General features: G+C 71.4%; 24 protein-coding genes and 1 pseudogene. 9 read left to right on the forward strand and 16 right to left on the reverse strand.

Going from position 1 to position 25,142, the window contains the following annotated elements:
* Nucleotide 1: 1 nt before the first annotated feature.
* Both TR46_RS05760 and TR46_RS05765 read right to left on the reverse strand, forming a co-directional pair.
* A complete protein-coding gene (locus TR46_RS05760) occupies nt 2–3,055 on the reverse strand; it encodes a glycosyl hydrolase (protein WP_042394570.1) in 3,054 nt (1,017 codons plus the stop codon).
* 258 nt (nt 3,056–3,313) lie between these two features.
* Complete coding sequence (locus TR46_RS05765; RefSeq protein ID WP_042394573.1) at nt 3,314–3,616, reverse strand: hypothetical protein; 303 nt, start codon at nt 3,614–3,616, stop codon at nt 3,314–3,316.
* A 216-nt stretch (nt 3,617–3,832) separates the two neighbouring features.
* Between TR46_RS05765 and TR46_RS05770 the strand changes: the two genes are divergently transcribed.
* On the forward strand, nt 3,833–5,017 hold the full coding sequence (locus tag TR46_RS05770) for an alpha/beta hydrolase family protein (protein ID WP_042394575.1): 1,185 nt from the start codon (nt 3,833–3,835) through the stop codon (nt 5,015–5,017).
* An 11-nt stretch (nt 5,018–5,028) separates the two neighbouring features.
* Here the strand turns inward: TR46_RS05770 and TR46_RS05775 are convergent, their stop codons facing one another.
* From TR46_RS05775 to TR46_RS05785, 4 genes are all read right to left on the reverse strand, one after another.
* On the reverse strand, nt 5,029–6,558 hold the full coding sequence (locus TR46_RS05775; protein ID WP_236655212.1) for an ArnT family glycosyltransferase: 1,530 nt from the start codon (nt 6,556–6,558) through the stop codon (nt 5,029–5,031).
* Nucleotides 6,559–6,649: 91 nt separating this feature from the next.
* Nucleotides 6,650–6,817 carry a hypothetical protein gene (locus TR46_RS43030; protein ID WP_169790631.1) on the reverse strand — a complete coding sequence of 56 codons (168 nt, stop codon included), beginning with the start codon at nt 6,815–6,817 and terminating at the stop codon, nt 6,650–6,652.
* Nucleotides 6,818–6,864: 47 nt separating this feature from the next.
* Complete coding sequence (locus tag TR46_RS05780; RefSeq protein WP_042394576.1) at nt 6,865–7,443, reverse strand: YciI family protein; 579 nt, start codon at nt 7,441–7,443, stop codon at nt 6,865–6,867.
* A gap of 121 nt (nt 7,444–7,564) precedes the next feature.
* Nucleotides 7,565–8,161, reverse strand: coding sequence for an ArsR/SmtB family transcription factor (locus TR46_RS05785; RefSeq protein ID WP_042394579.1), 597 nt, complete (start codon nt 8,159–8,161; stop codon nt 7,565–7,567).
* A gap of 150 nt (nt 8,162–8,311) precedes the next feature.
* Between TR46_RS05785 and TR46_RS05790 the strand changes: the two genes are divergently transcribed.
* The 3 genes from TR46_RS05790 (at nt 8,312) to TR46_RS05800 (ending at nt 11,325) form a co-directional block, all read left to right on the forward strand.
* A complete protein-coding gene (locus tag TR46_RS05790) occupies nt 8,312–8,578 on the forward strand; it encodes a metal-sensitive transcriptional regulator (protein ID WP_042394582.1) in 267 nt (88 codons plus the stop codon).
* A 33-nt stretch (nt 8,579–8,611) separates the two neighbouring features.
* A complete protein-coding gene (locus TR46_RS05795) occupies nt 8,612–9,001 on the forward strand; it encodes a DUF302 domain-containing protein (RefSeq protein ID WP_042394585.1) in 390 nt (129 codons plus the stop codon).
* 134 nt (nt 9,002–9,135) lie between these two features.
* Nucleotides 9,136–11,325, forward strand: coding sequence for an MMPL family transporter (locus TR46_RS05800; protein WP_084717968.1), 2,190 nt, complete (start codon nt 9,136–9,138; stop codon nt 11,323–11,325).
* A gap of 16 nt (nt 11,326–11,341) precedes the next feature.
* Here the strand turns inward: TR46_RS05800 and TR46_RS05805 are convergent, their stop codons facing one another.
* A complete protein-coding gene (locus tag TR46_RS05805; protein ID WP_042394591.1) occupies nt 11,342–11,773 on the reverse strand; it encodes a hypothetical protein in 432 nt (143 codons plus the stop codon).
* Between the two features lie 104 nt (nt 11,774–11,877).
* Nucleotides 11,878–13,806 carry a putative Ig domain-containing protein gene (locus TR46_RS43985; protein WP_042394593.1) on the reverse strand — a complete coding sequence of 643 codons (1,929 nt, stop codon included), beginning with the start codon at nt 13,804–13,806 and terminating at the stop codon, nt 11,878–11,880.
* A 259-nt stretch (nt 13,807–14,065) separates the two neighbouring features.
* Between TR46_RS43985 and TR46_RS42095 the strand changes: the two genes are divergently transcribed.
* Complete coding sequence (locus TR46_RS42095; protein ID WP_236655213.1) at nt 14,066–14,236, forward strand: hypothetical protein; 171 nt, start codon at nt 14,066–14,068, stop codon at nt 14,234–14,236.
* A 45-nt stretch (nt 14,237–14,281) separates the two neighbouring features.
* Here the strand turns inward: TR46_RS42095 and TR46_RS05815 are convergent, their stop codons facing one another.
* The gene (locus TR46_RS05815) at nt 14,282–14,929 is read right to left on the reverse strand and encodes a TetR/AcrR family transcriptional regulator (protein ID WP_042394844.1); all 648 of its coding nucleotides are present in this window, start codon (nt 14,927–14,929) and stop codon (nt 14,282–14,284) included.
* A gap of 149 nt (nt 14,930–15,078) precedes the next feature.
* Here TR46_RS05815 and TR46_RS05820 point away from each other — a divergent pair, with 149 nt between their 5' ends.
* The 3 genes from TR46_RS05820 (at nt 15,079) to TR46_RS05830 (ending at nt 18,092) form a co-directional block, all read left to right on the forward strand.
* Nucleotides 15,079–16,593: an MFS transporter gene (locus tag TR46_RS05820; RefSeq protein WP_042394597.1), complete on the forward strand. Its 1,515-nt coding sequence runs from the start codon at nt 15,079–15,081 to the stop codon at nt 16,591–16,593.
* Nucleotides 16,594–16,651: 58 nt separating this feature from the next.
* Entirely contained in the window at nt 16,652–17,152 is a 501-nt protein-coding gene (locus TR46_RS05825; protein WP_042394602.1) for a GNAT family N-acetyltransferase, read from the forward strand.
* Between the two features lie 94 nt (nt 17,153–17,246).
* The gene (locus TR46_RS05830) at nt 17,247–18,092 is read left to right on the forward strand and encodes an MBL fold metallo-hydrolase (RefSeq protein WP_042394606.1); all 846 of its coding nucleotides are present in this window, start codon (nt 17,247–17,249) and stop codon (nt 18,090–18,092) included.
* A gap of 21 nt (nt 18,093–18,113) precedes the next feature.
* Here TR46_RS05830 and TR46_RS05835 read toward each other — a convergent pair whose 3' ends face one another.
* The 3 genes from TR46_RS05835 to TR46_RS05845 are packed head-to-tail and all read right to left on the reverse strand — an operon-like array spanning nt 18,114 to nt 20,122.
* Nucleotides 18,114–19,070, reverse strand: coding sequence for an aldo/keto reductase (locus TR46_RS05835; RefSeq protein ID WP_042394609.1), 957 nt, complete (start codon nt 19,068–19,070; stop codon nt 18,114–18,116).
* A 38-nt stretch (nt 19,071–19,108) separates the two neighbouring features.
* Complete coding sequence (locus tag TR46_RS05840) at nt 19,109–19,711, reverse strand: gamma carbonic anhydrase family protein (RefSeq protein WP_042394847.1); 603 nt, start codon at nt 19,709–19,711, stop codon at nt 19,109–19,111.
* A 24-nt stretch (nt 19,712–19,735) separates the two neighbouring features.
* Nucleotides 19,736–20,122 (reverse strand): VOC family protein, encoded by a 387-nt coding sequence (locus TR46_RS05845; protein WP_042394612.1) that lies wholly within the window; start codon nt 20,120–20,122, stop codon nt 19,736–19,738.
* A 74-nt stretch (nt 20,123–20,196) separates the two neighbouring features.
* Here TR46_RS05845 and TR46_RS05850 point away from each other — a divergent pair, with 74 nt between their 5' ends.
* Nucleotides 20,197–20,745 (forward strand): GNAT family N-acetyltransferase, encoded by a 549-nt coding sequence (locus tag TR46_RS05850; RefSeq protein ID WP_042394614.1) that lies wholly within the window; start codon nt 20,197–20,199, stop codon nt 20,743–20,745.
* A 57-nt stretch (nt 20,746–20,802) separates the two neighbouring features.
* Here the strand turns inward: TR46_RS05850 and TR46_RS05855 are convergent, their stop codons facing one another.
* The 4 genes and pseudogenes from TR46_RS05855 to TR46_RS05870 form a co-directional block, all read right to left on the reverse strand.
* The gene (locus tag TR46_RS05855; protein ID WP_201776370.1) at nt 20,803–21,492 is read right to left on the reverse strand and encodes a phosphatase PAP2 family protein; all 690 of its coding nucleotides are present in this window, start codon (nt 21,490–21,492) and stop codon (nt 20,803–20,805) included.
* A 145-nt stretch (nt 21,493–21,637) separates the two neighbouring features.
* A complete protein-coding gene (locus tag TR46_RS05860) occupies nt 21,638–22,363 on the reverse strand; it encodes a DUF998 domain-containing protein (RefSeq protein WP_084717972.1) in 726 nt (241 codons plus the stop codon).
* Nucleotides 22,364–22,408: 45 nt separating this feature from the next.
* Nucleotides 22,409–23,926 (reverse strand): catalase, encoded by a 1,518-nt coding sequence (locus TR46_RS05865; protein WP_042394617.1) that lies wholly within the window; start codon nt 23,924–23,926, stop codon nt 22,409–22,411.
* 129 nt (nt 23,927–24,055) lie between these two features.
* A pseudogene (locus TR46_RS05870) lies at nt 24,056–25,080 on the reverse strand (YihY/virulence factor BrkB family protein).
* Nucleotides 25,081–25,142: the final 62 nt, after the last annotated feature.

Genomic DNA, 25,142 nt, shown 5'->3' on the forward strand with positions numbered 1-25,142 from the left:
ACTACTCCGCCCGGGCCTGCCCGTAGGGCACCAGTTGCACGGGCCCCAGCAGCCCGTAGGCTCCGCGCCCGGCAACGGCGTAGACGGCGGGGTCGCTGACGCGCAGTCGGTTCTCGAGCGGGGTCGCCACCTCCACCTGGACGGTGTTGCGCCCGCGCCGCAGATACGGGCCGACGTCCGCCACCAGACCGATCTGGTCGACCGGGTCCAGCCGGGTGCCGTTGACCGTCACCCGGCAGGTGTCGGTCGCGGCACCGAGATGGAGCGTCGCGCCGAAGCCGCCGGTCCAGGATTCGGGCAGGTCGAGGGTCGCGGTGTAGGTGCCGATCCCGGAGACGTCCTGCAACTCGGGGACGGCGGACCAGGGGGCCAGCGCGTCGAGGGCCAGCGAGTGGTGCACCACCGCAGTCCCGGTCCCGGTGGCGTCGGGCTGCCAGTCGTCCACCTCCAACTGCCAGGCCGTCAACGGGATGGGGTCCGGAACGGCGCCGATGACCGCGACCGCGGCCGGCCCCCTGGACAGCTCGGTGGTGTAGCTGCCGGCCTTCGCCGAGCGCACGGCCAGACCGCTGTCCACGAAGAGCACCGAATCGGCGTCGGTGGCGGTCGCGAAGGGCTGGTTGCCGCGCAGGTCGTCGCCGAACAGCCCGGGACGGCCCAGAGCCACCACGTGGGCCTGCGAGGGCTGCAGGGTCACCCGCAGGGTGATCACGTCCCCGTCCCGGGTGTACTGGGCGATGCGTTCGGCCTTTCCGCTCCACAGGTCGAGCCGGTAGGGCACGGCGTCGGCGGCGGAGGCCCGGAAGGACACCTCGTGGTCGATCGCCGCGACGGGGGGCTTCACCGTTGCGGCGTGCTGCCCGTTGCACAGGTAGTAGTAGTCCACGCCGTCCGCGACCCGGTGGGCGTTCAGCAGGGTCGACGGCGTGGAGTACCCGGCGTCCGGTCCGAGGCCGAGGTCGGCGAGCGCCCCGGGCACGTCCGCGGCGGCGGCGACCACCCGCACCCTGCGCTGGGAGAGCAGCTGCGCCATCACGTTCGCGAGCTCGGCCTGCCGGCCGGTGACGGGCAGGCCCGGCGGGGCAGCGGCGTTCCACGCGCCCAGGAACACCAGCGGCAGCCCGGCGCGGGTCAGCGCCAACAGCCGTCGGGCGTCGGCCACGCGCAGGGTGCACAGTGAGCCGTTGAAGTGGTCGCCCTCGATGAACATCACCTTGTACGCGATACCGTCGGGTGCCAGCCGTCCCTTGCGCACGGTGGCGTCGGGCAGGTCCAGCAGTGTGCTGCTGAGGAGCTGGTGGGTCCAGCCGAGGGTGATTCCGGTGGGGGTGAACCAGGACGCGCCGATGCCGGTGGCGCTGTAGCCGGTCTGCCGGAAGACGGCCACGTCGGCCCTGGGCTCGCCCGCCTGCAGCACCTGGTGGACCCGGCTGAGGTAGCCGGAGATGTCGGTGATGTGCCGCCAGGTGGGCTGGCGCGGACCCCAGGACTCGCCGTATCCCACCGTGCCGCCGTAGGGCGTGAAGGCGGCGAATCCGGGCCAGGCGGCGCCGGGGGCGGTGGCGTAGGAGAAGCCGTGGATGACGCTCTGGTTCACCCCGGCCGCGTAGGCGCCGCCCATGGTGTGCAGGAACTTGTTCCAGGTGGTGTTGTAGGCGCCGCCCGCGAAGGCGCCGGCCTCGCAGGAGAGGATCTTCCGCCCGGCCATGTCCCGGCCACCGGCCAGGCAGCGGAAGTCGTCGAGGTTCTTGAAGCCGAGCGACTCGCCCTCGGGAATGTCCAGGATCGCCGCGGACTCGATCGAATCGGTCTGCAGCCCGTACGGCTGGCCGCGCAGGAGCAGGCCGATGGAGTGTGCCCACTCCTTCAGCGGCGTGAAGTGGTTCCGGTTGAAGAGGTCGGAGACGGTCTGCCAGAAGTCGAGGAGCGCCTCGTTCGTGGTCGTCGTGTCATACACGAACACCGGCTTGCCGTTGTTCTGCATGATCACCGGCAGGTACGGCAGCAGCGAGCGGCCGGTGCGCCGCTGGAAGGCGGCGGGCAGCTCCGCCGTCCACATCAGCGCCTTGGTCTCGATCTCGATCGAGTCCTCGAACAGCGCCCCACCGGCCTGCTTCAGCAGCTTGCGGATCCGGGGGGTCAGCAGCTCCTTCTCCCAGAAGTCCGTCACCGCACGGGTGCCGGCCGCGCTGAAGTGGTCCACGACGTAGGCGGGCGGGTCGGTGTGCGGGCCGGCCTCGGGCTGCTGCCCGGAGCCGCGCACCCAGTAGGAGATCAGCACGTACGGGCCGTCGGTCGGCGCGGTCCAGTCGATGGTGGTCCCGCCGGTGACCGTGCTGGTGAGGTCGACCACCGATGCCGGGTCCAGGCCGGTCGCCTTGCGGGTGGTGTTGGCGGCGTACACCCTCGCGGCCTGGACCAGGAGCAGGTTCTGTACGGTGACGCCCGGGGCGGCGGCCTGGACCGCGGGCGGCACCGGGCCGCTGTAGCGGGCGCCGGCCGCCACGCTCACGCTGCCGTAGGCGAGTTCCTTCATGGCGGCGGGGCTGTCCGGAGTGATCGAGGGCACGGCCGCGGGCCAGCTCGGGCCGACCGTGATGTCGACGGATATGCCCCGGCGGGCCGCCTGCTCCAGTGCGGACTCGACCCCGGCGTTCCACGGCGCGGTTCCCCAGCCGTAGGTCTTCGGCTGGAGAACGGTGACGTCGGTGATGCTGTGGTGGTTGGCGGAGATCTCGACGCCGCCGAACCCGGCGTCAGCTATCTGGTCGATCTCCCGAGCGATCTCCGCGGGGTCCACCAGACCGTCGGGCCACCAGTAGCGGAACTTGGGACGCACCGCCGCCCCGGGTCTCGCGAACCACTCCCCCGACCGGGAGGCGGCCGCTCGCGAACTCACGGCAGGAGCCTGCGCCGAGGCGCTTCCCGGGTCCCCCAGCACCAGCGAGCCGGCTGCGCCGGCCACGGCAGCAGCGGCCAGGAAGCTGCGCCGGGTCACTCCGGCCTGTCGGCTGTCCGGACCATGGGAATCGCTCGTCGTTGCGCGACTGTTCATGCCACCCTCGATTTTTGAATCGATTTAAGGACAGCCGGACGCTATACGGGCTTCTGATTGATGGTCAAGGGGTCAGTCTCAGGAGATGGCATTGAAACGATGTTCAATCGCCCGAAGACCCCGCGCCGACCGCTCCACCCGGGCTCGGCGGGTGGAGCGGCCCCGCTACCGAGATCACGCCCGAGGGCTGCGACCCGTGCGGCAGTGGCGGGGGGAAGGGGTTCAGTGGTCACCCTTCGGCGCAGTGTTGAGGGTCGGTCAGGCGTCGAAGCTGTCGTCGCAGGCGTCGGCCGCCTGGGTGTCCATCATGGTCCAGTGGTCGAAGCAGCTGCGCCAGGGGTGGTCGTCGTCGACGGTGCCGAAGACGTGGGCGGTGTCGGTGCTGGTGCTCGAGGTGGAGACGGATCCGCCCCACTTGGTGGCGGTGGCGGAGGCGTTGTCCATGCTGCTGCCGGAGGTGGACACGCCCCACTTCCCGTCGGCGAAGGCGGGGCCGGCCGCGGTGAGGGCGGCTACGGCGATGGTTGCGGCAGCGGCGGTGCGCAGGAGTGCGATCTTCATGATGACCTTCCGGACTCAAGGGACGGACAGTGACTCTGCGTGTGCATTGTTACACTCTGCGTCCAGGAAGGCGGTGAGCCGCTCGCGTGTCGGATCGAGGCCTCGAACTCCCGCGCTCGGTGTCCGTCGCAGGGATGACCCTCGTCCGCGATGACGACCCAAGATCGCTCGGAGTGCCGACGCCCGAGACCGCGGCTCCCTTCTACCGTCGTCCCCATGACTCGCACTCATCGCACCACGCTGGCCGCCGCCCTTCTCGCCCTGGTCCTGCCGCTGCCGATCGCCGCTGCGGGAACCGCCTTCGCGGCGTCGCCGCCTGCCGCCGCCGGCTCTGCCACGGCTTCCGCGCTGCAAGTCCAACTGCCGCGCCCGACCGGCCGGTACGCGGTCGGCACCGACAACCTGCACCTGGTCGACCGGCAGCGCCAGGACCCGTGGGTGCCGTCGGCCGGGCCGCGGCAGCTGATGGTCTCGATGTACTACCCCGCGGTCCACGGCACCGGCCGCCCCGCCGCCTACATGACCACGGCGGCCGCGCAGGACTTCGTCGACTTCGCGGTTCCCGGCAGTCCGCTGACCGCTGCCGCTCTGGCCGCGACCGAGACCTACGCGTACACCGGCGCCCGCCCCGAGCACGGCCGCTTCCCGCTGGTGGTGCTCTCTCCCGGCATGGAGCAGCCGCGCGCGGTGCTCACCGGCCTGGCGGTGGACCTGGCCAGCCGCGGCTACGTCGTGGCAGTGGTCGACCACACCTACGAGAACCCCGGGACCACCTTCCCCGACGGGACCACACTGGGCTGTGTGATCTGCAACCAGCCGGTCCCCGGCGGCGCGGCCGCCATCGTCGACAGCCGCGCCAAGGACCTCTCGTTCACCATCGACCAGCTGACCCGGGGCCACTCGCCCTGGCCCCGCGCGGACCTCATCGACCGCTCCCGGATCGGGGTGGCGGGCCACTCACTGGGCGGTGCCGCCGCGCTGGCGACGATGGTCGCCGACCCGCGGGTGCGGGCCGGGGCGGACCTGGACGGCACCCTGTTCACCCCGGTGCCTGCGGGCGGCCTGGCCGGGCGCTCCTTCCTGCTGTTCGGCACGCAGATCGACCACAACGTCGGCGGTTCGGACACCACCTGGGGCGACACCTACGCGGCACTGGACGGATGGAAGAAGTGGCTGACCGTGGCGGGCACCGTGCACGCCAGCTTCACCGACGTCCCGATCCTGGCCACCCAGGGCGGGATCCCGTTGCCGCCGCAGATGACGATCTCGGCCCAGCGCGGCATGCAGCTCACCCGCGACTACCTCGCCGCCTACTTCGACCAGCAGCTCAAGGGCCTCCCGCAGCCGCTGCTGGCCGGCCCCGACCCGGCCCACCCCGAGGTCGCCTTCCAGCAGCCCTGAGCCTCCGTCAGTCAGTACTGGCGCAGTGACGGCCAGAGCACGGACCAGCGCTGGTGTGCGCCCTCGCACAGCACCAGCCGTGCGTTCTGCTCCTGGTTGCCGATGCCGTGGCCGTTGTCGATCCGGCCCACGGTGCGGCAGCCGGCGAAGTGCTGCTCCAACCGGTGGCCGTCGGCCTGTTCGAGGAGCAGCACGGGACCGTCGTCGCTGTCCGGGGGCGGGCCCCAGTCGTACAGGCTCATGTGGCCGGAGTAGGCGGTGGGCAGCCCGTAGGCGGGGCCGTAGTGGGCGAGGGCGCCGGCCTCGCCGTAGTTCGAGGTGAGCAGGACGGCGCGGGCCCGCTGAGCTTCGGGGATCACCGTCCAGGCGGCGGCGGTGGTACGGGTGAGCTGGGGCCAGCCGACCTGCTCGCCCTGGTCGATGTCGACGGCGTTGGTCACCGTGACCGCCGGGACCGGCAGCACCGGCAGGGCGGCCAGGGCGCTGGTCGCCGCCGCCAGGAGGAGGGGCGCGATGATCCGCCGCAAGCGCCGGGCACGGCGGACGACGGGTTCGCACCCGGCCGCGGTCACGGCGAGCAGCAGTGGCAGCGGGTAGTACGGTTTGCCGCCGCCCACCAGCACCAGGACGCACAGCACCGGGTACGCGAGCCCCAGCGGACGGGCCCAGCGCAGCTCGTCCTCGCGGAGCAGCCGGAGCAGGCCCACCACCGCCACGGGAACCAACACCGGGGAGAACTCCAGCAGTTGGAGCGGGAGGAACAGCAGCCGCCCCGATACCCCGTCGACGTGGCTGAGGACCCGGGCCACCTTCACTTCCGGCCAGCCGTGGGTGGCCTGCCACACGAGGGTGGGTGCGCAGATGAGGAGTGCCAGGAGCAGCGCGAGGAGCGGTCCGAGCAGCGGTCCGAGCAGCGGCCGTGCGGCGATGCCGGGCCGGGGGCTCCACGGGGTCCCGCGCCAGGGGCGGGTCGCCAGCACACCCACCAGCAGGGCGAGGATCAGGGGGAGGATGAGCTGCTTGTTCAGCAGCGCCGCCCCGACCGCCGCGCCCAGGGCCGGCCACCAGCGGGCGTCGCCGGTCCGCAGCAGCCGCAGTGCCAGGAGCAGGACGCCCAGTTCGGCGGTCAGATCGAAGGTGCTGGTGGACAGCAGGTGGCCGACGCCCAGCACGTATCCCGAGCAGGCGCAGCACCCGGCCGCCAGGACCTGCCCGCCGCGGCCGGCGCCCAGTTCCCTGGCCAGCAGGGCGGTCAGCACCACCGAGCATCCGCAGAGCAGCGCGGGGACGACCCGCAGACCCGTCGGGCTCGCACCGAAGACGGCGGCGCCGAACCGGGCCAGCAACGGGGTCAGCGGGGGCTGGTCGACATAGCCCCAGGCCGGATGCCGACCGGCGAGCAGGAAGTACAGCTCGTCGCGGTGGAAGCCGTACCGCCCCGACAGTGCGATCAACAGCACCGCCACCGCGGCCGCGACGGCCGCGACCGGCCGGAACGCGAACGGCAGCAGACCATCCCGACCATCCCCCCGAATGCCCACCGCAGCAGCATGTCACCTCGCTGTGGCGCGGCCAAGGGGCGCAGCCCACGGCGTACCACCGCTGGGCCCGGGAAGCCCGCACGGGAGGCTCTCAAGGATGCTTCAGAAACCTCAGGTAGAACGCCCCGAACACCAGCACGATCCCCACGTTCGCCATCAACCGCGGCCAGAACTGGTGTCTGAAGAACAGCACGTCCACACCCACCACGACGGCCACCATGGCGAGTACGTACAGTACGACGATCGCCTGTCTTCCCATCCTTCAACGCTACTGCGCGCATCGCTTCGGCGGCGGCTGCGAGGGCCTCATTGCGGCCGTCCGCCGAAGTACCAGTCGTGGACCTCGATGTCGGTGTACCGGTGGTGTCGGTGCGAGGTCAGGACGGTGCGGGCCGTGGCGGGGTCGGGCGCCCGCAGCAGCACCCCGGTGCCCAGCCAGGTGTCACCGTCGTCGGACAGCAGCGGCCCGTAGGCGATCAGATCGTCCCGGTCGCAGGTCGACCCCGGACCGGCATCGTGCGGATCGGCGTCCGGGGGCCGCGTGCCGAGGCCGAGCACCAGGTAGAGGGGGTCCTCGGTCTCTCCGCCGGGGAACTCCCACATGGTGCGCCCGAGCATGTTGCGCCACCGGCGCAGCATGACGTCGCGGTACACCCCGGCCTGGTAGTTGGGCTCGTCGAAGGCGAACGCGCGGGCAGCTGCGGGGTCGGGCAGCTCGACGATGTGCACGCTGCCGGTCGCTGCCCCGCCGTCGCTGGTCAGCGTCGGCCCGCGGGCGATCAGCTGCTCCGCGTACTGGTCCATGTAGGACCAGTGGTCCTCCAGCAGTTCGGCACGCAGCGCTGCCGATCGGGACCGGTCGCGGTGGTAGCAGAAGAACTCCATGTCGATCTCTCCGATGCTGGTTCAGTCGAGGGACGATTCCGCCACCAGGTCGGCGAAGCGCAGGACGGCGTCGCCGACCCCGCCAACAGCGCCCCCGCGGCCGGGGTGGTCAGTGCCGTGCTCATGTCCCGACCTCCGGGGAGGTCTCCCCGGAGGCCGGGAATGCGAACTGCCACACCGCCACCTGGCGCGCCTGGTCCGCGTCGTCAGGGCCGGCGTGCCGGTAGCGCGTCAGCAGCTGCTCCATCTCCTCTGCCAGTGCGCGTAGTTGCGCCGGCGTGAGGGTGAGCTTGTGGCTGCTCATGCCGGTCGCGTCGCGCCACTGCGACGGCCAGCCGCTCTCCCGGTCGAGCCACTGCGTGTACTGCTCGTCGAACTCGCGGTGGTAGTCGCGCAGGACCCAGGCCAGCGCGGCGCCGGCGTCCGCGTCGTCCGCGAAGTCGCTCGGCGCCCAGGAGTGGGCGCTGGAGGCGGCCCGCCACAGGCGGCGCCGCCCGGCCCCCTGGCCGGTGTCCTCGACGAGGCCGACCTCGGCCATGCGGCGCAGGTGGTAGCTGGTCGCGCCGGTGTGGGTGCCCAGCTCGGCCGCCAGTGTGGTGGCCGTGGCGGGGCCGCCGCGGTGCAACTCGCCCAGCAACCGCGTGCGCAGCGGGTGGGCCAGGACTTTCACGGAGTCCGGGGTGAGTCTCTGTGCGGGGTCCGGGTCTTGGTGCGCCATGAGTGCACACTATCTGTGCATAGGTTCTGTGCATAGGTTCTGTGCACACACGGGTACAGCGCCCCGCGGCCCGGAGCGGGCTGCCGACTCCGTAAAAATACCCACCGGGGTATAGTGGCGGGTAGAAGACGAGGCGAAAGGACGAATCCCATGCAGGTGGACGAATCAGCGACCGGCCCGGTGCTCAACCGGCTGCGGCGCGCGCAGGGCCAACTGGCCGGCGTCATCGCCATGATCGAGGCCGGACGCGACTGCAAGGACGTCGTCACCCAGCTCGCCGCGGTCTCCCGGGCGCTGGACCGGGCCGGATTCAAGATCGTCGCGAGCGGTATGCGCCAGTGCCTCGCCGAGGCCGACGGGCAGACCGCACCGATGACCGAGGCGGAGCTGGAGAAGCTCTTCCTGACTCTCGCCTGAACCGGCCCGAACGACGCACCCTCTGGAGCGGACATGGACTACGGCATCACCGTCACCCTCGACACCCCCTTCCCCGAAGCGGTCGGCCTGGTCCGGGAGGCCCTGGCCGACCAGGGCTTCGGCGTCCTGACCGAGATCGACGTCCAGGCGACCCTGCGGGCCAAGCTCGGCGAGGAGATGGAGGACTACCTGATCCTCGGCGCCTGCAACCCGCCGCTGGCGCACCGGGCGCTCGCCGCCGACCGCCGCATCGGCCTGCTGCTGCCCTGCAACGTGGTCGTGCGCACCGCCGACGACCGCACGGTGGTGGAGGCGATGAACCCGCAGATCATGGTCCAGGTCACCGAAGAGCCCGAACTCGCCGCCGTCGCGGACGAAGCCACCGCCCGCCTGCACAAGGCACTGGCAGCCCTGGCCTCCTGACGATCCGACCGCAGCACCGCAAGGACCCTTAGGGCCGGACTCTCAGGTCCGACCCGGCCGGTCCCTGCCCTCGCATGCCCTTTTGCATACCCCCCTAGGTATTTTTTCGGTCCTGGCCCGACAAGGAGCTTCCGTTGAACCGTCCCGAATCCGTCCTCACCGACAGCCCACCCGCACCGGTCGCGACCGCCCGGCCAGGAGCGCTCGGACGCCTGGGCGTGTGGTCCGTGCACCACGTGCGGACCGTGCTGGTCGGCTGGCTGCTGGTGGTCATCGCCTTGGGCGCCTTCGCCCCGCAGGTCACCTCCGCACTGTCCGGTGCCGGCTGGCAGGCCAACGGCTCCGACTCCGTCAAGGTCCGCCAACTCGCCCAGCAGCACTTCGCCGGCAACGCCTCCTCCGCCCTGCAGATCGTCGTCAGCTCGGACCGGCCGGTCAGCGACCCGGCCGTCCAGCAGGTCATCGCCAAGGCCGAGAAGCTGGCCGCCGCGGACCCGCGGGTGTCCACCGTGATCGGGCCGCAGCCCGGTGCCACCATCAGCCGCGACGGCCGCACCGCCATCCTGCTGGCCGGTGCCAAGGCCGGCCCCGATGACATGGTCCGCGCCGCCGACGCGCTCAAGGGACCGCTGGCCGCCCTGGCCACCGACGGCACCACCGTGCACGCCACCGGCGCCTCCGTGCTGTGGAGCGACTTCAACACCGCCAACCACGACGCGATGATGAAATCCGAGTTCATGTCCTGGCCGGTCACCCTGGCGATCCTGGTGCTGGCCTTCGGCTCGCTGGTCGCCGCCGGGCTGCCGCTGCTGCTCACCATGGCCGGCCTGGCCGCCTCCGCCGGATCGCTGGTGCTGATCGGCCATCTGTTCCCGGTATCGGTCTGGGCGATGAACTTCGCCATGATGTTCGCCCTGGCCCTGGGCATCGACTACGCGCTCTTCCTGGTGGTCCGCTTCCGCGCGGCCCGCAGCGGACCTGCCGGACCTGATCGAGCTGATCTACCTGCTCCGAGCACCGCGCAGGCGGTGGCCGAGACCATGGACACCGCCGGCAAGGCCGTCCTGCTGTCCGGCGCCACCGTACTGATCAGCCTGTCCGCGGTGATGCTGGTGCCCTCCCCGGCCTTCCGGTCGATGGCCGGCGGCATCATGCTCGCGGTGCTGTTCGTGCTGGCCGCCACGCTGACCCTGCTGCCCGCCGTCCTGGGCAAGCTCGGCCACCGCGTCGACGCCCTCGCGCTGCCCCGGTTCCGCTCCGGCGGCCACCGCTCAGCGCGCTTCGCCGCCTGGGGCGAGCGCTTGTGGAAGCACCCGCTGCGCTACGGCGCCGTCGCCCTCGCCGTCCTGCTGGCCCTGGCCGCACCGGTGATCGGCCTGCGCACCGCCATGCCGTCCATCACGGTCATCCCCGCCACGGACAGCGCACGGGCCGGCTACACCACCGTCCAGCAGGCCTTCGGCCCCGGCGCCCCCGGCACCCTGCAGATCATCACCCCCACCGCCCGGGCCGCCGACGCCGCCGCCAGGACGGGTGCCACCCCCGGCATCGCCGCCGTCATGCCCGCCCAGTCCGCCGCCGACGGCTCCGACTGGTCGATGATCCAGGCCGTGCCCACCGTCGACCCCTCCAGCCCGCAACTGAAGGCGACCGTGACCGCACTGCGCTCCGAACTGCCCGCCGGCAGTCTGGTGGGCGGCGCGGCCGTGGAGAACCTCGACCTGCAGCATGTGCTCGACCAGAAGACCCCCCTGGTCATCGGCGTCGTGCTGGCTCTCGGCTTCGTGCTGCTGCTCATCGCCCTGCAGGCACCGCTGATCGCCGCCCTCGGCACCCTGGCCAGCCTGCTGTCCACCGGCGCCGCGTTCGGCACCGCCCGGCTGATCTTCCAGGACGGCCACGGCGCGGGCCTGTTGGGGTTCCACTCCCAGGGCTTCCTGGACGGCTGGGCCCCGGTGTTCTTCTTCGCCATGATCTTCGCCATCGCGATGGACTACACCGTCTTCCTGCTCGCCTCCGCCAAGGAGCACTACGAACGCAGCCACGACCCGCGCCAGGCCATGGTCGGCGCACTGGCCCACTCGGGACGGGTGGTCTTCGCCGCCGCCGCGGTCATGGTCGCGGTGTTCTTCACCTTCGCCCTGTCGGGCCCGCTGCCGCCCAAGGAGATGGGCATCGTCCTGGGCGTCGCCGTCCTGCTCGACGCCGCCCTGGTCCGCCTGGTCCTGCTCCCGGTCATGCTCCGCCTCACCGGCCATGCCGCCTGGCACACGCCCGCCTGGCTGCGCAGGATCCTGCCCGACATCACCTTCTCCCACGGCTGACCCCCGACCGGGGGCCTCAGCCGGCGGTGATGAGCACGGTTGCCGTGAAGGTGCGCTGGGCGGGTGTGCAGAGCAGGGCCTCACCGCAGGTGGTGCGGGTCGCGGTGAGGGTGGCGCGTCCGGTCGTCCGTGCCTGGAATCGGGCGGTCACGGTGCCGCAGCCCTGGCCCGGGACGCAGCCGGGGGCGGGCGAGGTGAGGGCGGTTCCGAGCGGCTGGAGCGCGTCCGGCGCGGAGCTGCGGGGCCCGGACCAGTACGTGCTGTGCAGCACCAGGTCCACGGTGCCCCCGGCGGGGATCGTGACGGTGCGGCCCGAGGACCGGTCGTCCAGGGTGACCGTCGGCGCGGCGGTCGGCGCGGTGTGGGTGCCGGTGCCCGCGGAACCGCATCCGGCCGGGCCCAGGAGGGCGGTGATCAGCAGTAGGGTGGCCGGTGCTCGCGGGCGCATGCTCGGTTCCTTCCGACGCAGGTGCCCATGGGACGGCTCCGCCCCGGGAGGGGTTCCCTCCCGGGGCGGAGTACCGAAATCTGATCAGGGATCAGGGATCAGGTTCAGGAGACGTTGATCGCCGTGTCGTCGATCACGAAGCTGGTCTGCAGCGAGGAGTCCTCGGTCCCGGTGAACTTGAGGGTGACCGTCTGCCCGGCGTAGCCGGACAGGTTGAGGGACTTCAGGCTGTAGCCGCTGTTCTTGTTGAGGTTGGAGTAGGTGGCGACGGTCGTGCTGCCGACCTGCACCTTGAGAGTGTCGTAGGCGCTGGTGGTCGTCGTCTCGGCGGTGTCGATGTGGAGGTAGAAGCTCAGCGTGGCGGTGCTGCAGCCGGCCGGCACGGTGACCGACTGGGACAGCGTGTCGGTGTGGGTGCTGCCGTAGCCGTCCAGCCAGGCCTTCCAGCTGCCCGAGTGCGCGGGCTGGCTGCTGGAGTTGTCGATGACGCCGGACGAGGCGGTCCACGGGGCGGCGGAGCCGGTCTCGAAGCCGGGGTTGCCGAGCAGCTGGCCGGCGGTGCAGCCGCCGCCACCACCGGAGCCGGAGACGGTCCAGCTGAAGCTGGTGCTGCCGCTGGCGTTGGTGCTGTCCTTGGCCGTCACGGTCACCGAAGAGGTACCCGCGGTGGTCGGGGTGCCGGAGATCAGACCGGTGGAGGAGATCGACAGGCCCGCCGGGAGGCCGGTGGCGCTGTAGGTCAGGGTCTGGCCGGAGGCCGAGTCACTGGCGCTGATCTGCAGCGAGGCCGCGGTGCCGACGGTGCCGGACTGGCTGCCGGGGTTGGTCACGCTGACCGTGTTGCCGGTCGAGCCGCCGCCGACGATCGGGTGCGAGATGGCGCAGGCGTTGGTGTCGTTGGACCAGCTGGCCTGCTCGGAGAAGGTGCCGGTGCCCATGGTGACCCTGGCGGCACCGCCGGTGGTGCCCGGGGCGATCCAGGCGCACTCGTCGGAGTTCTCCTGGCCGTTGTAGGAGCTGCCGGTGTTGTTGGTCCAGCCCCCGGCCGGGTTCTGGTCCGACATCATCTCGTGCCACTCATGACCCAGCGTCATGGTCCAGCCGTCCAGGGTGCCCGGCGAGGTCACGAAGCCCACGCCGCAGCCCGAACCGGAGTCCATGTTGTAGGGCTGGTTGCTGAAGGCGATGTCGCCGTAGTTGGAGGCCACCGCCCCGCCGGTGAGCGTGGAGTCGCCGTTGTAGTCGTGCCAGGCGCAGTACTGGCCCTGGTAGCTGTCCGGGTTGGTCCCGTGCGGCGAAAGGATCACGTAGTAGGCGTCCCGGTTGGCCGCGGCGGTGGTGTTGCCGAAGTGCGCGGCCGCGTTGACGGCTTCCACACCGAGCTGATGGCCGCTGGCGGCGCTGGGGGACGCGCCGGCGTTGTCGTACCAGACGCCGGCCAGTACGCCGCCGCTCTGGTACGGGACGAAGTTGGCGTTGGAGGGGCAACTGGTGGCGCCGGTAGCCACGTTGGGCCCGTCGCACCACTGGGTCAGGTCGGCGGACCACAGTTCGTTGCCGGTGCCGATGCCCTTGAACATCTCCTGGGCGACCGGCGCTGCGCCGTCCGCGTCGCCGGAGAAGGTGGCGTCCCCGCTGCTGTTGGTGGACTGGGTGCCCCACTGGGAGCCGTAGAACACCAGGTAGACCTTGGAGTGGCCGCTCTGGACGCCGATGCCGTCGATACCGCCGCCGTAGGACAGCGTCTCGGGGCCGGTGGCGGCGTTCGGCGTGGCCTGGGAGGCGGCCCAGCTCTTCATCTTCGTGTTCTGTGCGATGGTCGGCACCACACCGTGCCGGTAGGAGTGCTGGTAGGCCGGGCTGTAGGGGTCGGCCACCGAGTGGTTCTGCGACGACTGTGCCTGCGGCGCCGGTGTGGAGGCGACCGCCTGGGGTGCGGCGGCGGCGACGAGCGCGCCGGTGAGGAGGGAGAGCGACGCGAGCCCGGTCAGGGCGGCGCGTAGCCTACGACGAGGTGCCTGGGACGAACCCATGGTGGGGGTTTCCTCTCATGCCGATGGCGTGAGCGCCGGTGGGCGTCACGAGATCAGGTGCATGTACGGGGAAGTGCCGAAAGTGACACCACGTCAAGTGGTGCACAGGGGCTGACGCGCAGAAGCAAAGCAGACTTGATGAAGACAGGTCAACACCCTGGATGGCCATGAAATATCGGGCCAAACCCTAAGAACTGACTAAGGTTCCAGCTCCGGGCACCCGGACCGGCCATAGGGGGCTCAGATTTCCGTCCAAGCGATGGCAAAGAGTTTGCACAGCGGGCACTCAGGGTCGTCCGCTGCCGGACTGGCCATCGTGCACCGCCTGGTCACCTCCGACGGCGGCACTGCCCGGCTGCAGGACACCCCCGGCGGCGGCCTGACCGTGGTGCTGGAACTGCCGACGCCGGTGCGGCCCGGCCCGGCCTGATCCCCGTCGGCGCTCTCCCCCGGCGCGGGAGCCGTCAGCGCCCGGTCACACTCCGGCTTGCAGACGCAGGCCCGCCAGGGTCAGCTCCAGGGCGGAGCGGAACTGGTCGACGTCGTCGTGACCGTCGAACTCGTCGACGATCTCGTGCACGAACGGGAACTCTTCGGGGTCGAGCTCCCGCCACGTCTGGGCATAGCGGCCGAGGAGCTCGTCGCGGTCCACGGCGCCGTCCAGGACCTCCTGGGGCGGCTCCTGCCCCAGGTCGACGGCGGAGCCGACGACGACCCCCACGATCGCGGACACCGCATGGAACCGCTGGCGCGCGCTGAGATCGAGTCGAAGGGTCTGCTGGCCGAGCCTTTCGTACAGGCGCAGGGAGTTGTTCTGGGCACCGCTGTTGCGCATGAAGTAGGCGCCCAGCCAGGGCCGCTCCACGATCGCCTCGAACAGCGTCACGGCCATCGCGCGAAGGGCGTCGATCGGGTCGTCGCCGGCCGGGAGCGCTTCGACGTCAGCCAGTACCGCGCCGATCACGTGGTCGGTGGCGCGGTCGAGCAGTTCGTCCTTGCTCGCGACGTACCAGTAGATGCTGGCGACGCCGCCGCCGAGGCGCTGGGCCAGCGCCCGGAACGTCAGCGCCGGAGCCCCGGCCTCGTCGAGCAGGGCCACTGCCTCGGTGAGCACGGACTCCATCGAGTGCGAGGCCCGTCGACGTCCCTCGCTCGAACGGTTCTGCAGCTGTCCCATGGCTCACATTCCATCACATCTTGCGGTTCATCGAACGCTGTTCTATCGTATCGTACGTCGTTCGATAACCGAACGCCGTACGATCGGAGGCCGCCATGACCACCACCCCACCCCAGACCCCGTCCCGCACCTATCCGTCGCTGCGGGCGGCATGGATCCCCCTTGCCGCCCTCTGCCTGGCCTTCTTCGTCGAGATGGTCGACAACACCCTGCTGTCGATCGCGCTGCCCACGATCGGCCGCGATCTCGGCAGTGGGACCACCGCGCTGCAGTGGGTCACCGGGGCGTACTCGCTGACCTTCGGCGGCCTGCTGCTGACCGCCGGGTCGATGGCCGACCGGCTCGGCCGCCGCCGGGTGCTGCTGGTCGGACTCGCCGTGTTCGGTTCGCTGAGCCTGTGCGTCGTCCTCGTCACCACGGCAGGTGAGCTCATCGCCCTGCGGGCCGCACTCGGCATAGCCGCGGCGGCCATGGCTCCGATCACCAACTCGCTGGTCTTCCGCCTGTTCGACGACAAGGCCCTGCAGATGCGGGCCATGACCGTGATGATCATCGTCGGCATGTCCGGCTTCGTCCTCGGACCCCTGCTCGGCGGCACCGCTCTGGCCCATGTGCGGTGGCAGTGGCTCCTGGTCGTCAACGCCCCGATCGCGGTGATCGCCTGCATCGGGGTCCGGCTCGGCGTGGCCGCCGACCGGAAGGAGGACCTGACCACCGACGCGCTCGACCTGCCGGGCGCCGCCCTGAGCATCAGCACCATCGGACTCGCCTGCTACTCGCTGACCAGCGGTGTCGAGCACGGGTGGCTCTCCGTGACCACCCTCGCCTCGATCGCGGGCGCCGTCGCGGCCGCGATCGCGTTCATACGCCACGAGCACCGCACAGAGGCACCCATGCTGGACCTGCGGCTCTTCACCGACGGCACGGTCCGCGGCGCCGCCATCGCGCAGGTCGGGACATCCATCGCGATGGCCGGCGTGATGTTCGGACTGATCCTCCACTTCCAGTACGCCTACGGGTGGAGCCCGGTGCGGGCCGGCCTGGCCAATCTGCCGATCATCGTGACGATGATCGGCGCGACCCCCCTCTCCGAATGGCTCGCGCGCCGCTTCGGCCACCGCGTCGCCTGCCTGGTCGGCGCTGTCTGCCTGGCCGGCTCGCTGGCAGGCCTGTCCTGGGCCGTCGACCACGGGTACGCAGCCATCGCCGTCTGCATGGTGCTGATGACCGTGGGACTGCGCACCGTGATGACGATCTGCGCGGTCGCCCTCGTCAGCGCGATGCCCGGGAACCGCACCTCCATCGGCGCGGCCCTCAACGACACCGCCCAGGAGGTCGGCTCCAGCGTCGGCACCGCCGTGGTCGGCACCCTGATCGCGGCGCTGGTCACCACCCGGCTCCCGGCCGGCACCTGGAGCAGCGACCTCGTCGCCTCCTTCTTCCACGGCGAACGAGTCACCTACGCGCTGCTCGCAGTCGTCGTCGGACTGGTCGCGGCGGGCGGCGCGCTGAGCCTCACCGACTCCCACACCGTCGAGGAGCCCGCCGGCGAAGAACAGGACGGCGAAGAACACGCCGGCGAGGAACCCGCGATGGAAGAAGCCGTCTGACGCCGCCGTCGTCAGAAAACCGGGTGGCCGTGCGGTGGTACGTGGGTAAGGTCGGGCAATGCCCGAGTTGACGCGGCTTCACGCCGACCATGCCGCAGCGGTCCTGGCCTTCGAGCTGGAGAACCGCGGCTACTTCGCCACCTCCGTCTCCGACCGCGGCGACGACTTCTTCGACCGGTTCACCGACCGGTACCAGACCCTGCTGGCCGAGCAGGAGTCCGGGGACTGCGCCTTCTATCTGCTCGTGGCCGAGGACGGCTCGGTACTCGGCAGGTTCAACCTCTACCGCATCGAGGACCACACCGCGGATCTCGGCTACCGGGTCGCCCAGCACGTCGCCGGCCACGGCGTGGCGACCGCGACCGTCCTGGAGCTGTGCCGGCTGGCGGCGGCCCGGCACGGTCTGCGTACGCTGCGGGCCGCCGCTGCCCACCGGAACGCCCCCTCCCGGAAGGTGCTGGCCAAGGCCGGGTTCGTCCCCGTCGGCCCCGCCGAACCGGCCCACCTCGGCGGCGAACCGGGCACCTGGTACGAGTGCGACCTGGTACACCCCCGGTGAACCCGCCCAGCGCGCCTGCTTCGGGAGACGCCGACCAGGGCCCACTGTTGATGCCGGGTCGTCACACGGCGGGGATGTGGAGGGGCAGGTTCTGATGTCGTCTTCGAAGCCGGTCGTGCCGGCCACCGCGATGCAGCTCCCGATCTGCTGCACCTGCGGCGTGCAGTACGGGGCAGCACGCACTGACTGCCCGATCTGCCTGGACGAGCGGCAGTACGTCGGCTGGGAGGGCCAGCGTTGGACCACGCTGGCCGAGTTGCGCGCCGGCGACCGTCGAGGCCGGCTCGACGAGGAGGGACCCGGGGTGATCGGGGTCGGCGCCGTGCCGTCGGTGGCCATCGGCCAGCGTGCGCTGCTGGTCCGTTCACCGTCGGGCAACGTGCTGTGGGACTGCGTGGGCTACCTCGACGACGATCTCGCCGCCGAGATCGAAGCCCTGGGTGGGATCAGCGCGATCGCCGTCAGCCATCCGCACTTCTACGGCGTGATGACCGAGTGGGGCCGGGCCTTCGGCGCCCCGGTGTACGTCCACGCCGCCGACCGGGAGTGGGTGGGGCGGCCCGATCCGGTGATCGAGTACTGGACCGGCGACACCCACCGGATCGCCCCCGGCCTGACGCTGATCAACGCGGGCACGCACTTCGCCGGGGGCACGGTGCTGCACTGGGCCGACGACCCGGAGGGCCGCGGCGCGCTGTTCAGCGGCGACATCTTCATGGTGGTGATGGACCGGCGCTGGGTCAGCTTCATGTACAGCATCCCCAACTTCATTCCGGAGCGGCCGAGCACCATCCGCCGCGCGCTCGCGCTGGTCGAGCCGTTCGCCTTCGAGCGCATCTACGGTGCGTTCTGGGGACGCGTGGTCAGCGCCGACGGGGCGGCAGCGGTCCGGCGCTCCGCGGAACGGTACCTGCGCTTCGCGACGGAAAACGACTCGTAGCGGCCGGCGCGGCGGGGACGCTCAGGCTGCGGCGGGCTCCGGGTCGAGGACCGAGTCGATCTCGGCCAGTTCCTCCGGCGTCGGCACCCACTGCCCGGCGGCGGCGTTGGCGCGCACCTGATCGGCGTTGGTCGCCCCGGCGATGACCGAGCCGCAGCCGGGCCGGGCCGCCAGCGCGCCCACGCCGATCTCCAGGACGCTGCGCCCGTGCGCCTCACCCCAGGCCGCGAGGCGCTCGACCGTGTCCAGACCGGCCTCGGTCACCCGCTCGGGCCGCGAGGCCAGGCGCGAGCCCGCAGGCACGCCCGTGACCCGGCGCACCTTCCCGGTGAGCATGCCGTTCGCCAGCGGGAAGTACGGCAGCACACCCAGTCCGTAGTGCAGCGCCGCGGGCACCACCTCCCGCTCCACGCCGCGTTCGAGCAGCGACCACTCGTTCTGGGCCGATACGAACGGGACGGCCCCGATCTCCCGGGCCACGTGCGCGGCCTCGGCGATCTGCCAGCCGGCGAGGTTCGAGTGCCCGATGTAGCGCACCTTGCCTTCCCGTACCAGCTCGCTGAGCGCGGCCAGCGTCTCGGCGATCGGGGTGCGCGGGTCCGGGGTGTGCAGCTGGTACAGGTCGATGTGGTCGGTCTGCAGGCGCCGCAGCGACTCCTCGACCGCGCGCCGGATGTAGGCCCGGCCCCCCTTCGACCCGGCCGCCGGCCCGTATCCCAGGTCCGCGCTCTGATGGCCGAACTTGGTGGCCAGCACGACCTCGTCGCGCCGCCCCTTCAGTGCCTGCCCCAGCAGCGTCTCGGAGGCGCCCGCACCGCCGTACATGTCCGCGGTGTCGAAGAGCGTCACCCCGGCGTCGAGCGCCGCGTCGACCACCGCGAGCGTCTGGGCCGCGTCCAGACGCCGGCCGAAGTTGTTGCAGCCGAGCCCGACCACCGAGACCAGCAGCCCGCTGTTGCCAAGCGTTCGATATTCCATGGGGCCACTCTAGATCCGGCTCGACCTCGGGCCGCGCCTCAGCTCTCGCAGTCGTCGCGGTGGCGGCCGAGGGCGCGGCCGAAGCGATCGGAGATGCCCGGCATCAGGCTCCCGCCGTCGGCCGGTCGCTCCAGGCCGAACACGTAGCCGGGGAAGTCCAACTCCTTCTGCGCCGCCCAGATCGCTTCGTGGTCGGCAGCCGGAAGGACCCGGAGGGGATCGCCCACGGCCACCCAGCCGATGGGCACCAGGGAGTCGGCGGGCAGCACCGTGCGCAGGTGCACGACGGCGTTGATGCGCACCTCGGAGCGCGTGCCGATCCGGGCCCCGTTGAACACACGGCAGCCGGTGGCCAGGAACACCTCGTCCTCCACCTGACAGCCGGTCAGGTACGAGGCGGGCCCCACCAGGACCTGCCGGCCCAGGCGCAGCGGATCGCGGCGGGTGCCGCGCAGCACGGCGTTCTCCATCACGATGGTGCCCTCGCCCAACTCCACCGGGCCGCCCTCGGCGGTGAGCACGGCGCCGAACAGCACCCGGCAGTCCGGCCCCACCCGCACATCCCCGCAGAGCGTCGCATTCGGCGCGACATAGGCGGTGGGGTGGACCGTCGGCGAACAACCCTCGTGCTCAAGCAGCATGAAGGCGATCATGCCACACACCCGTCAGGGGCGAAAGCGCAGCGGGTGGTCGGCGGGGACCTCCACGACCGCGATGCGCACCCCGTCCGGGTCCTCGATCCACATCTCGACCAGCCCCCACGGCTCGCGCACCGGGGGGCGCGCGATGGCGACGCCGCGCCCCACGAGTTCCTGGTGCGCGCGGTCCACGTCCGCGACCTGGAGCCACAGCCGCAGGCCCGGCGCCGGCGGCTGCTCGGCCCGGCCGGAGACTTCCAGGAAGCCGCCGCCCAGGAAGTACACCGTGCCGCGCTCGGGCCCGGTGCCGAACTCGCGGTAGACGACCAGGCCCAGCTGCCGACCGTAGAAGTCCCGCGAACGCTCGGGGTCGGTGGGACGCAGAAGGGTCCGGCTGCTCAGTACGTGCACCATGCCGAGCGACCCTATCCGCCGGGTTAGGCTCTGCAGGCCGCCGCCACGCAGTCGATCAGCAGGGAGACACGACGATGGACACCGCCGACCGCGCCGCCGGAGCGCTCAGCTACCGGGACGCCACCGAGGCCGACGTCCAGGCGCTGGTGCTGCTCATCGAGTCGGCCTACCGCGGGGATTCCAGCCGCGTCGGCTGGACCACCGAGGCCGACATCCTGCACGGGTCGCGCACCGACCCCGACGGCGTGCGCGCGGTCATCGCCAAGCCCGGCAGCAAGCTGGTCACCGTCGAGCGCGACGGCGGCCTGGTCGCCTGCTGCCAGCTCGAACACCGCGGTGACGCGGCCTACTTCGGGATGTTCGCGGTCTCTCCCGCACTTCAGGGCGCGGGCCTGGGCAAGCAGATCATCGCCGAGGCCGAGCGCATCGCACGGGCCCAGTGGGGCGTGCAGGAGATGCACATGACCGTGATCTCGGTGCGGGAGGAGCTGATCGCCTTCTACGAGCGGCGCGGTTACCGCCGTACCGGAGAGCTGACGCCCTTCCCGTACGGCGACGAGCGGGTCGGCCTGCCGCAACGCGACGACCTCGTTTTCGAGCTGCTGGTCAAGGAACTGGGCTGAACGGAGGAGTGCGCGGCGGAGGGGCGCGCACGGTGGCGAGGCGTCGGTCCGCGCGTCTCAGGCGGCGGGCCCGTCCAGGCGGCCGGGGAGGGGGGCGGTGTCCTCGTCAGCGGGGGCGTCGGGGACGGTTCCGGACCATCGGCGCAGCACGGTGTTCAGCCGCGGCATCAACGCGCAGGTCAGGGCTGTGGCGAGGAACCAGCCGGCGATGACGTCGGTGGGCCAGTGGACGCCCAGGTAGACCCGGCTGAAGCCGACTCCCACCGCCCACAGCGCCGGCAGGACGCAGGCCGGCAGCCGGGTCCACCACCGGCGGCACCACGGGTACAGGGCTGCCGCCAACGCGATCGCGACCAGCGCGGAGGTCGTGGTGTGGCCCGACGGCATGGCCGAGCCGCCGGCCGCGGTGGCCCAGTCGGCCCGGGGCGGCCTCGGCCTGGCCAGAGCCGTGGCCAGGGTGACCCGCGCGGCCTCGCCGAGCGCCAGACCCAGCACCCCGAGGAGCGCACCGCGCCACCACAGCACGCGGCTCCTCGACGCGAGGGCCCCGGCCAGGGCCGCGAGGACATACGGCGGGGTGCCGGTCCCGGTGAACGTGACGGCGCGGGCGGCGCTGGTCAGTCCCGGCGACCGCCGCGCCAGGAACCAGCGGTGCAGCGAGGTGTCGACGGCGAACGGGGTGCCGTGGCGCAGGGCCACCGTGGTCACCAGCGCCGCGAGCAGCACGGCCGCCGCCGCGGCTGACACCAGGCGCCGTCGCGGTGGCCGCGCCGGGGCCGACGGAGGTCCGAGCGCTCTCGCGAGCCAGCTCCGCCAGGAGCCGCGGTCCGCACCCATCGCTGCCCTCCACAGTCGCCTCAGCCGGATGGTGGCAGCCATCATCCCAGAGTGTCTACATTGCTGTAGTCACCAGCCGCTGCCGACCGGCGTTCCACTGCTGCCACGGGCACCGTAAGTTGCGGCCCTCTTCCTGGACGGCGTTCGCCTGCACGCTGCCGGCGGACACCCACTGCCGGTCGGCGGCGGCTGGTGACTCAGCGGCGAGCCGGCGCCGGCACACCGCGACGACCACCAGGGGCCACACCGTCTGGGCCGCGCACAGGGCCCGTTCGGCGACGCCGGCGACACCGTGGCCACGCAGCTCCGCCAGGAACCACAGAACCCCGGCCAGCATCAGCAGGGTCACCACCAGCACCGTCCACGGTCTGAGCACCCACGGTGCGCCCGCACCGCGCCGGGTGGCCAGCACCGGCCACAGGGCCATCAAGGCGAAGCCCACCCCGACGACCGTGCCGTGCCGCAGCGACGCTCCGGCGCGTGGTTCCGGCGTCAGCGCGAGCACCATCGCCGCCACGCCGCCGGCCGCCAGGGCGATGCGCCCCACCGGCGGGACGGCCCGCAGCCCGGCCGCCGTGGCGACATGGCACACCCCGAGGCCCGCGATCGCCGCGGTCATCAGCCACCGGTAGGGCTCCCCCACCGAGGCCAGGGTGCTGATCGTGTCCGTGACCGGGTCGTAGCCCGGTCCCAGCAGGACTGCCGCGACCGTCCAGCCGCCGACCAGCAGGACCGGCGCCGTTCCCGCAGTAATCACGGTCCACCAGGGGACAGGGCGCATCCTTCCACGTTAGAACGGAGCGCCCGCCGGCACCTGTCGGCGCGGCTACGCCTTGTCCTGCATCGAGCGGCGGGCCGGGTTGCCCTGCTGGTCGGCCTTGGGGTCCTTCTCCCCGGCCTTGGCGTTCACGCCGTCCCTGATGCGTCGGCCCGTCTCGGGGTCGATGCGGGTCCAGTACTCGAAGGCCCGCTGCAGGACCGGTTCGGTGACACCGTTCAGGAGATGGCCCACCACGTTGTCGACCAGACGGGCGCGGGCTTCGTCGTCCATGACATCGCGCACCAGCGTCCCGGCCTGGCCCCAGTCGTCGTCCTGCGCGTGGTCGACGTAGGCCGTGCGGGTGATCTCCCCGCTCACCTGCCAGCTGGGCGGCGTGCCGAACCGGCCGGTGTCGGCGGCCGGGCCGCCCTTGGAATTGGGCGCGTACACCGGGTCGGCGGTCCTCCGGTACGCCATCGGCCCGTCCTTGGAGTAGCTGTGCACCGGGACGGTCGGAGCGTTGACCGGCAGCTGCTGGTAGTTGGCGCCGATGCGGTGGCGGTGGGCGTCCGCGTAGGCGAACAGTCGCGCCAGCAGCATGCGGTCGGGGCTGGGGCCGATGCCGGGAACGAAGTTGTTGGGCTGGAAGGCGGCCTGTTCGATCTCGGCGTGGTGGTCCTCGGGGTTGCGGTCCAGGGTCAGCCGGCCGACCTCGATGAGCGGGTAGTCGCTGTGCGGCCACACCTTGGTCAGGTCGAACGGGTTGAACCGGTAGGCCGCGGCGTCCTCGTCCGGCATCACCTGGACGTACAGTGTCCAGCTCGGGTACTGCCCGTCGCGGATGTGCTCGAACAGATCACGGGTGTGGTAGTCGGTGTCCACGGCCGCCATCTGGTCGGCCTCGTGCTGGGTGAAGTGCTCGATGCCCTGGTCGGTCTTGAAGTGGTACTTCACCCAGGACCGGCGGCCCTGCTCGTTGATCCACATGTAGGTGTGGGAGCTGTAGCCGTTCATGTGCCGCCAGGTGCGCGGGATGCCCCGGTCGCCCATGAGCCAGGTCACCTGGTGGGCGGTCTCGGGTGACAGGGTCCAGAAGTCCCACTGCATGTCGTGGTCGCGCAGGTTGTTGTCGGCCCGGCGCTTCTGGGAGCGGATGAAGTGCTGGAACTTCAGCGGGTCCTTCACGAAGAACACCGGGGTGTTGTTGCCGACCATGTCGTAGTTGCCCTGGGTGGTGTAGAACTTCAGGGCGAATCCGCGCGGGTCCCGCCAGGTGTCCGGGCTTCCGCGCTCGCCGGCGACCGTCGAGAACCGCGCCAGCACCTCGGTACGCACGCCCGGCTGGAAGACGGCCGCCTTGGTGAAGGCGCTGACGTCCCCGGTCACCGCGAAGTGGCCGAAGGCGCCGCTGCCCTTGGCGTGGGGCTGCCGCTCGGGGATGCGCTCCCGGTTGAACTGGGCCATCTGCTCGATCAGGTACCCGTCCTGCAGCAGCAGCGGACCGTCCGCCCCCGCTGTCAGCGAATGCTCGTCGCTCTCGGCGGGAGCGCCCGAGTCGGTGGTGGTGGCCGGAACCTCAGTCATGCGACCTGCCTTCCCAAGAGGGTGCTGCGGGGTGCCAGCTACACGTATCCCCCGGTCCGATCCACTAAACCGCGGTGCTGTGAACCGCGGCCCTGGCCGCGTCGCCCCGGCGTCCGCCGCGGGACGCGGTCACCGCCGGTGCCGGAGCAGGGACGGGGGCCAGGTGCGGGTGTCCCGGGTTCGACGTACGGCTCGGCCTCCTCGGGCAGTCCGTCCCTGATCGCGCGTTCGCGGGCGAGTTCCGCGTCGAGCTCCAGGCCCAGCAGGATGGCCAGATTGGAGATCCACAGCCAGACCAGGAAGACGATGACGCCGGCCAGCGTGCCGTAGGTCTTGTTGTAGCTGCCGAAGTTCGTCACATACAGCGCGAATCCTCCGGATGCCAGCAGCCACACGACCACGGCCAGCAGACTCCCCGGGGTGAGCCAGCGCGGGTGGGGCGCCCGGACGTTCGGCGCGGCCCAGTACAGGACGGCGATCATCACGATCACCAGGACCACCAGGACCGGCCATTTGGCGATGGACCAGGCCGTCAGCCCGGCGCTGCCCACGCCCAGGAACCGGCCGGTCTGGTCCGCCAGCGGCCCGCTGAACACGACGATCACAGCGCTGGCTGCCAGCAGCACCATCATCAGCACGGTCAGCCCGAGCCGCAGCGGCAGCGTCTTCCAGACCGGGCGCCCCTCGCGGATGTCGTAGACGCTGTTGGAGGCGCGGATGAAGGCCGCGATGTACCCGGACGAGGACCACAGCGCGCCCAGCAGGCCGACCACGGCCAGCACGCCACCGGTACCCCGGCTTGCCTGCAACTGCGTGACGGTGGAGCGCACCACGGTACGGGCCGCCCCCGGAGTGAACTGCTGCAGGTTGTCCAGGAGCCGGTTGGTGGTCGAGGGGCCCGCCAGTCCCAGCAGAGCGACCAGGACCAGGAGCGCCGGAAAGATCGCGAGCACCGCGTAGTACGTCAACGCCGCCGCCCGGTCCGACAGCTCGTCCTCGACGAACTGCCTCCCGGTCCGCTTCAGCACCGCCCGCCAGGAGCGGGAGCCGAGCTCCGCAGGCTTCTCCGGCGCCGCAGCGCCGTCCCGCTCGTCGGCTCCCGGCACCGGGGCGCCGCTGTCCACCCCTTCTGCTCCGTCGCTCTTGTCACCCATAAGGGACGGATAACCGGGAATGTCCGCTTCAATCGCCGTCGATGACGAAACCCCTCGAACAG

Source organism: Streptacidiphilus carbonis, from assembly GCF_000787775.1.
GTDB lineage: Bacteria > Actinomycetota > Actinomycetes > Streptomycetales > Streptomycetaceae > Streptacidiphilus > Streptacidiphilus carbonis.

Excerpts from the sequence above, each read along its gene's own strand:
- TR46_RS05760 (WP_042394570.1), bottom strand. The coding sequence starts at position 3,055 with ATGAACAGTCGCGCAACGACGAGCGATTCCCATGGTCCGGACAGCCGA.
- TR46_RS05765 (WP_042394573.1), bottom strand. The coding sequence starts at position 3,616 with ATGAAGATCGCACTCCTGCGCACCGCCGCTGCCGCAACCATCGCCGTA.
- TR46_RS05770 (WP_042394575.1), top strand. The coding sequence starts at position 3,833 with ATGACTCGCACTCATCGCACCACGCTGGCCGCCGCCCTTCTCGCCCTG.
- TR46_RS43030 (WP_169790631.1), bottom strand. The coding sequence starts at position 6,817 with ATGGGAAGACAGGCGATCGTCGTACTGTACGTACTCGCCATGGTGGCC.
- TR46_RS05780 (WP_042394576.1), bottom strand. The coding sequence starts at position 7,443 with ATGGAGTTCTTCTGCTACCACCGCGACCGGTCCCGATCGGCAGCGCTG.
- TR46_RS05785 (WP_042394579.1), bottom strand. The coding sequence starts at position 8,161 with ATGGCGCACCAAGACCCGGACCCCGCACAGAGACTCACCCCGGACTCC.
- TR46_RS05790 (WP_042394582.1), top strand. The coding sequence starts at position 8,312 with ATGCAGGTGGACGAATCAGCGACCGGCCCGGTGCTCAACCGGCTGCGG.
- TR46_RS05795 (WP_042394585.1), top strand. The coding sequence starts at position 8,612 with ATGGACTACGGCATCACCGTCACCCTCGACACCCCCTTCCCCGAAGCG.
- TR46_RS05805 (WP_042394591.1), bottom strand. The coding sequence starts at position 11,773 with ATGCGCCCGCGAGCACCGGCCACCCTACTGCTGATCACCGCCCTCCTG.
- TR46_RS43985 (WP_042394593.1), bottom strand. The coding sequence starts at position 13,806 with ATGGGTTCGTCCCAGGCACCTCGTCGTAGGCTACGCGCCGCCCTGACC.
- TR46_RS42095 (WP_236655213.1), top strand. The coding sequence starts at position 14,066 with ATGGCAAAGAGTTTGCACAGCGGGCACTCAGGGTCGTCCGCTGCCGGA.
- TR46_RS05815 (WP_042394844.1), bottom strand. The coding sequence starts at position 14,929 with ATGGAGTCCGTGCTCACCGAGGCAGTGGCCCTGCTCGACGAGGCCGGG.
- TR46_RS05820 (WP_042394597.1), top strand. The coding sequence starts at position 15,079 with ATGACCACCACCCCACCCCAGACCCCGTCCCGCACCTATCCGTCGCTG.
- TR46_RS05825 (WP_042394602.1), top strand. The coding sequence starts at position 16,652 with ATGCCCGAGTTGACGCGGCTTCACGCCGACCATGCCGCAGCGGTCCTG.
- TR46_RS05830 (WP_042394606.1), top strand. The coding sequence starts at position 17,247 with ATGTCGTCTTCGAAGCCGGTCGTGCCGGCCACCGCGATGCAGCTCCCG.
- TR46_RS05835 (WP_042394609.1), bottom strand. The coding sequence starts at position 19,070 with ATGGAATATCGAACGCTTGGCAACAGCGGGCTGCTGGTCTCGGTGGTC.
- TR46_RS05840 (WP_042394847.1), bottom strand. The coding sequence starts at position 19,711 with ATGCTGCTTGAGCACGAGGGTTGTTCGCCGACGGTCCACCCCACCGCC.
- TR46_RS05845 (WP_042394612.1), bottom strand. The coding sequence starts at position 20,122 with ATGGTGCACGTACTGAGCAGCCGGACCCTTCTGCGTCCCACCGACCCC.
- TR46_RS05850 (WP_042394614.1), top strand. The coding sequence starts at position 20,197 with ATGGACACCGCCGACCGCGCCGCCGGAGCGCTCAGCTACCGGGACGCC.
- TR46_RS05860 (WP_084717972.1), bottom strand. The coding sequence starts at position 22,363 with ATGCGCCCTGTCCCCTGGTGGACCGTGATTACTGCGGGAACGGCGCCG.
- TR46_RS05865 (WP_042394617.1), bottom strand. The coding sequence starts at position 23,926 with ATGACTGAGGTTCCGGCCACCACCACCGACTCGGGCGCTCCCGCCGAG.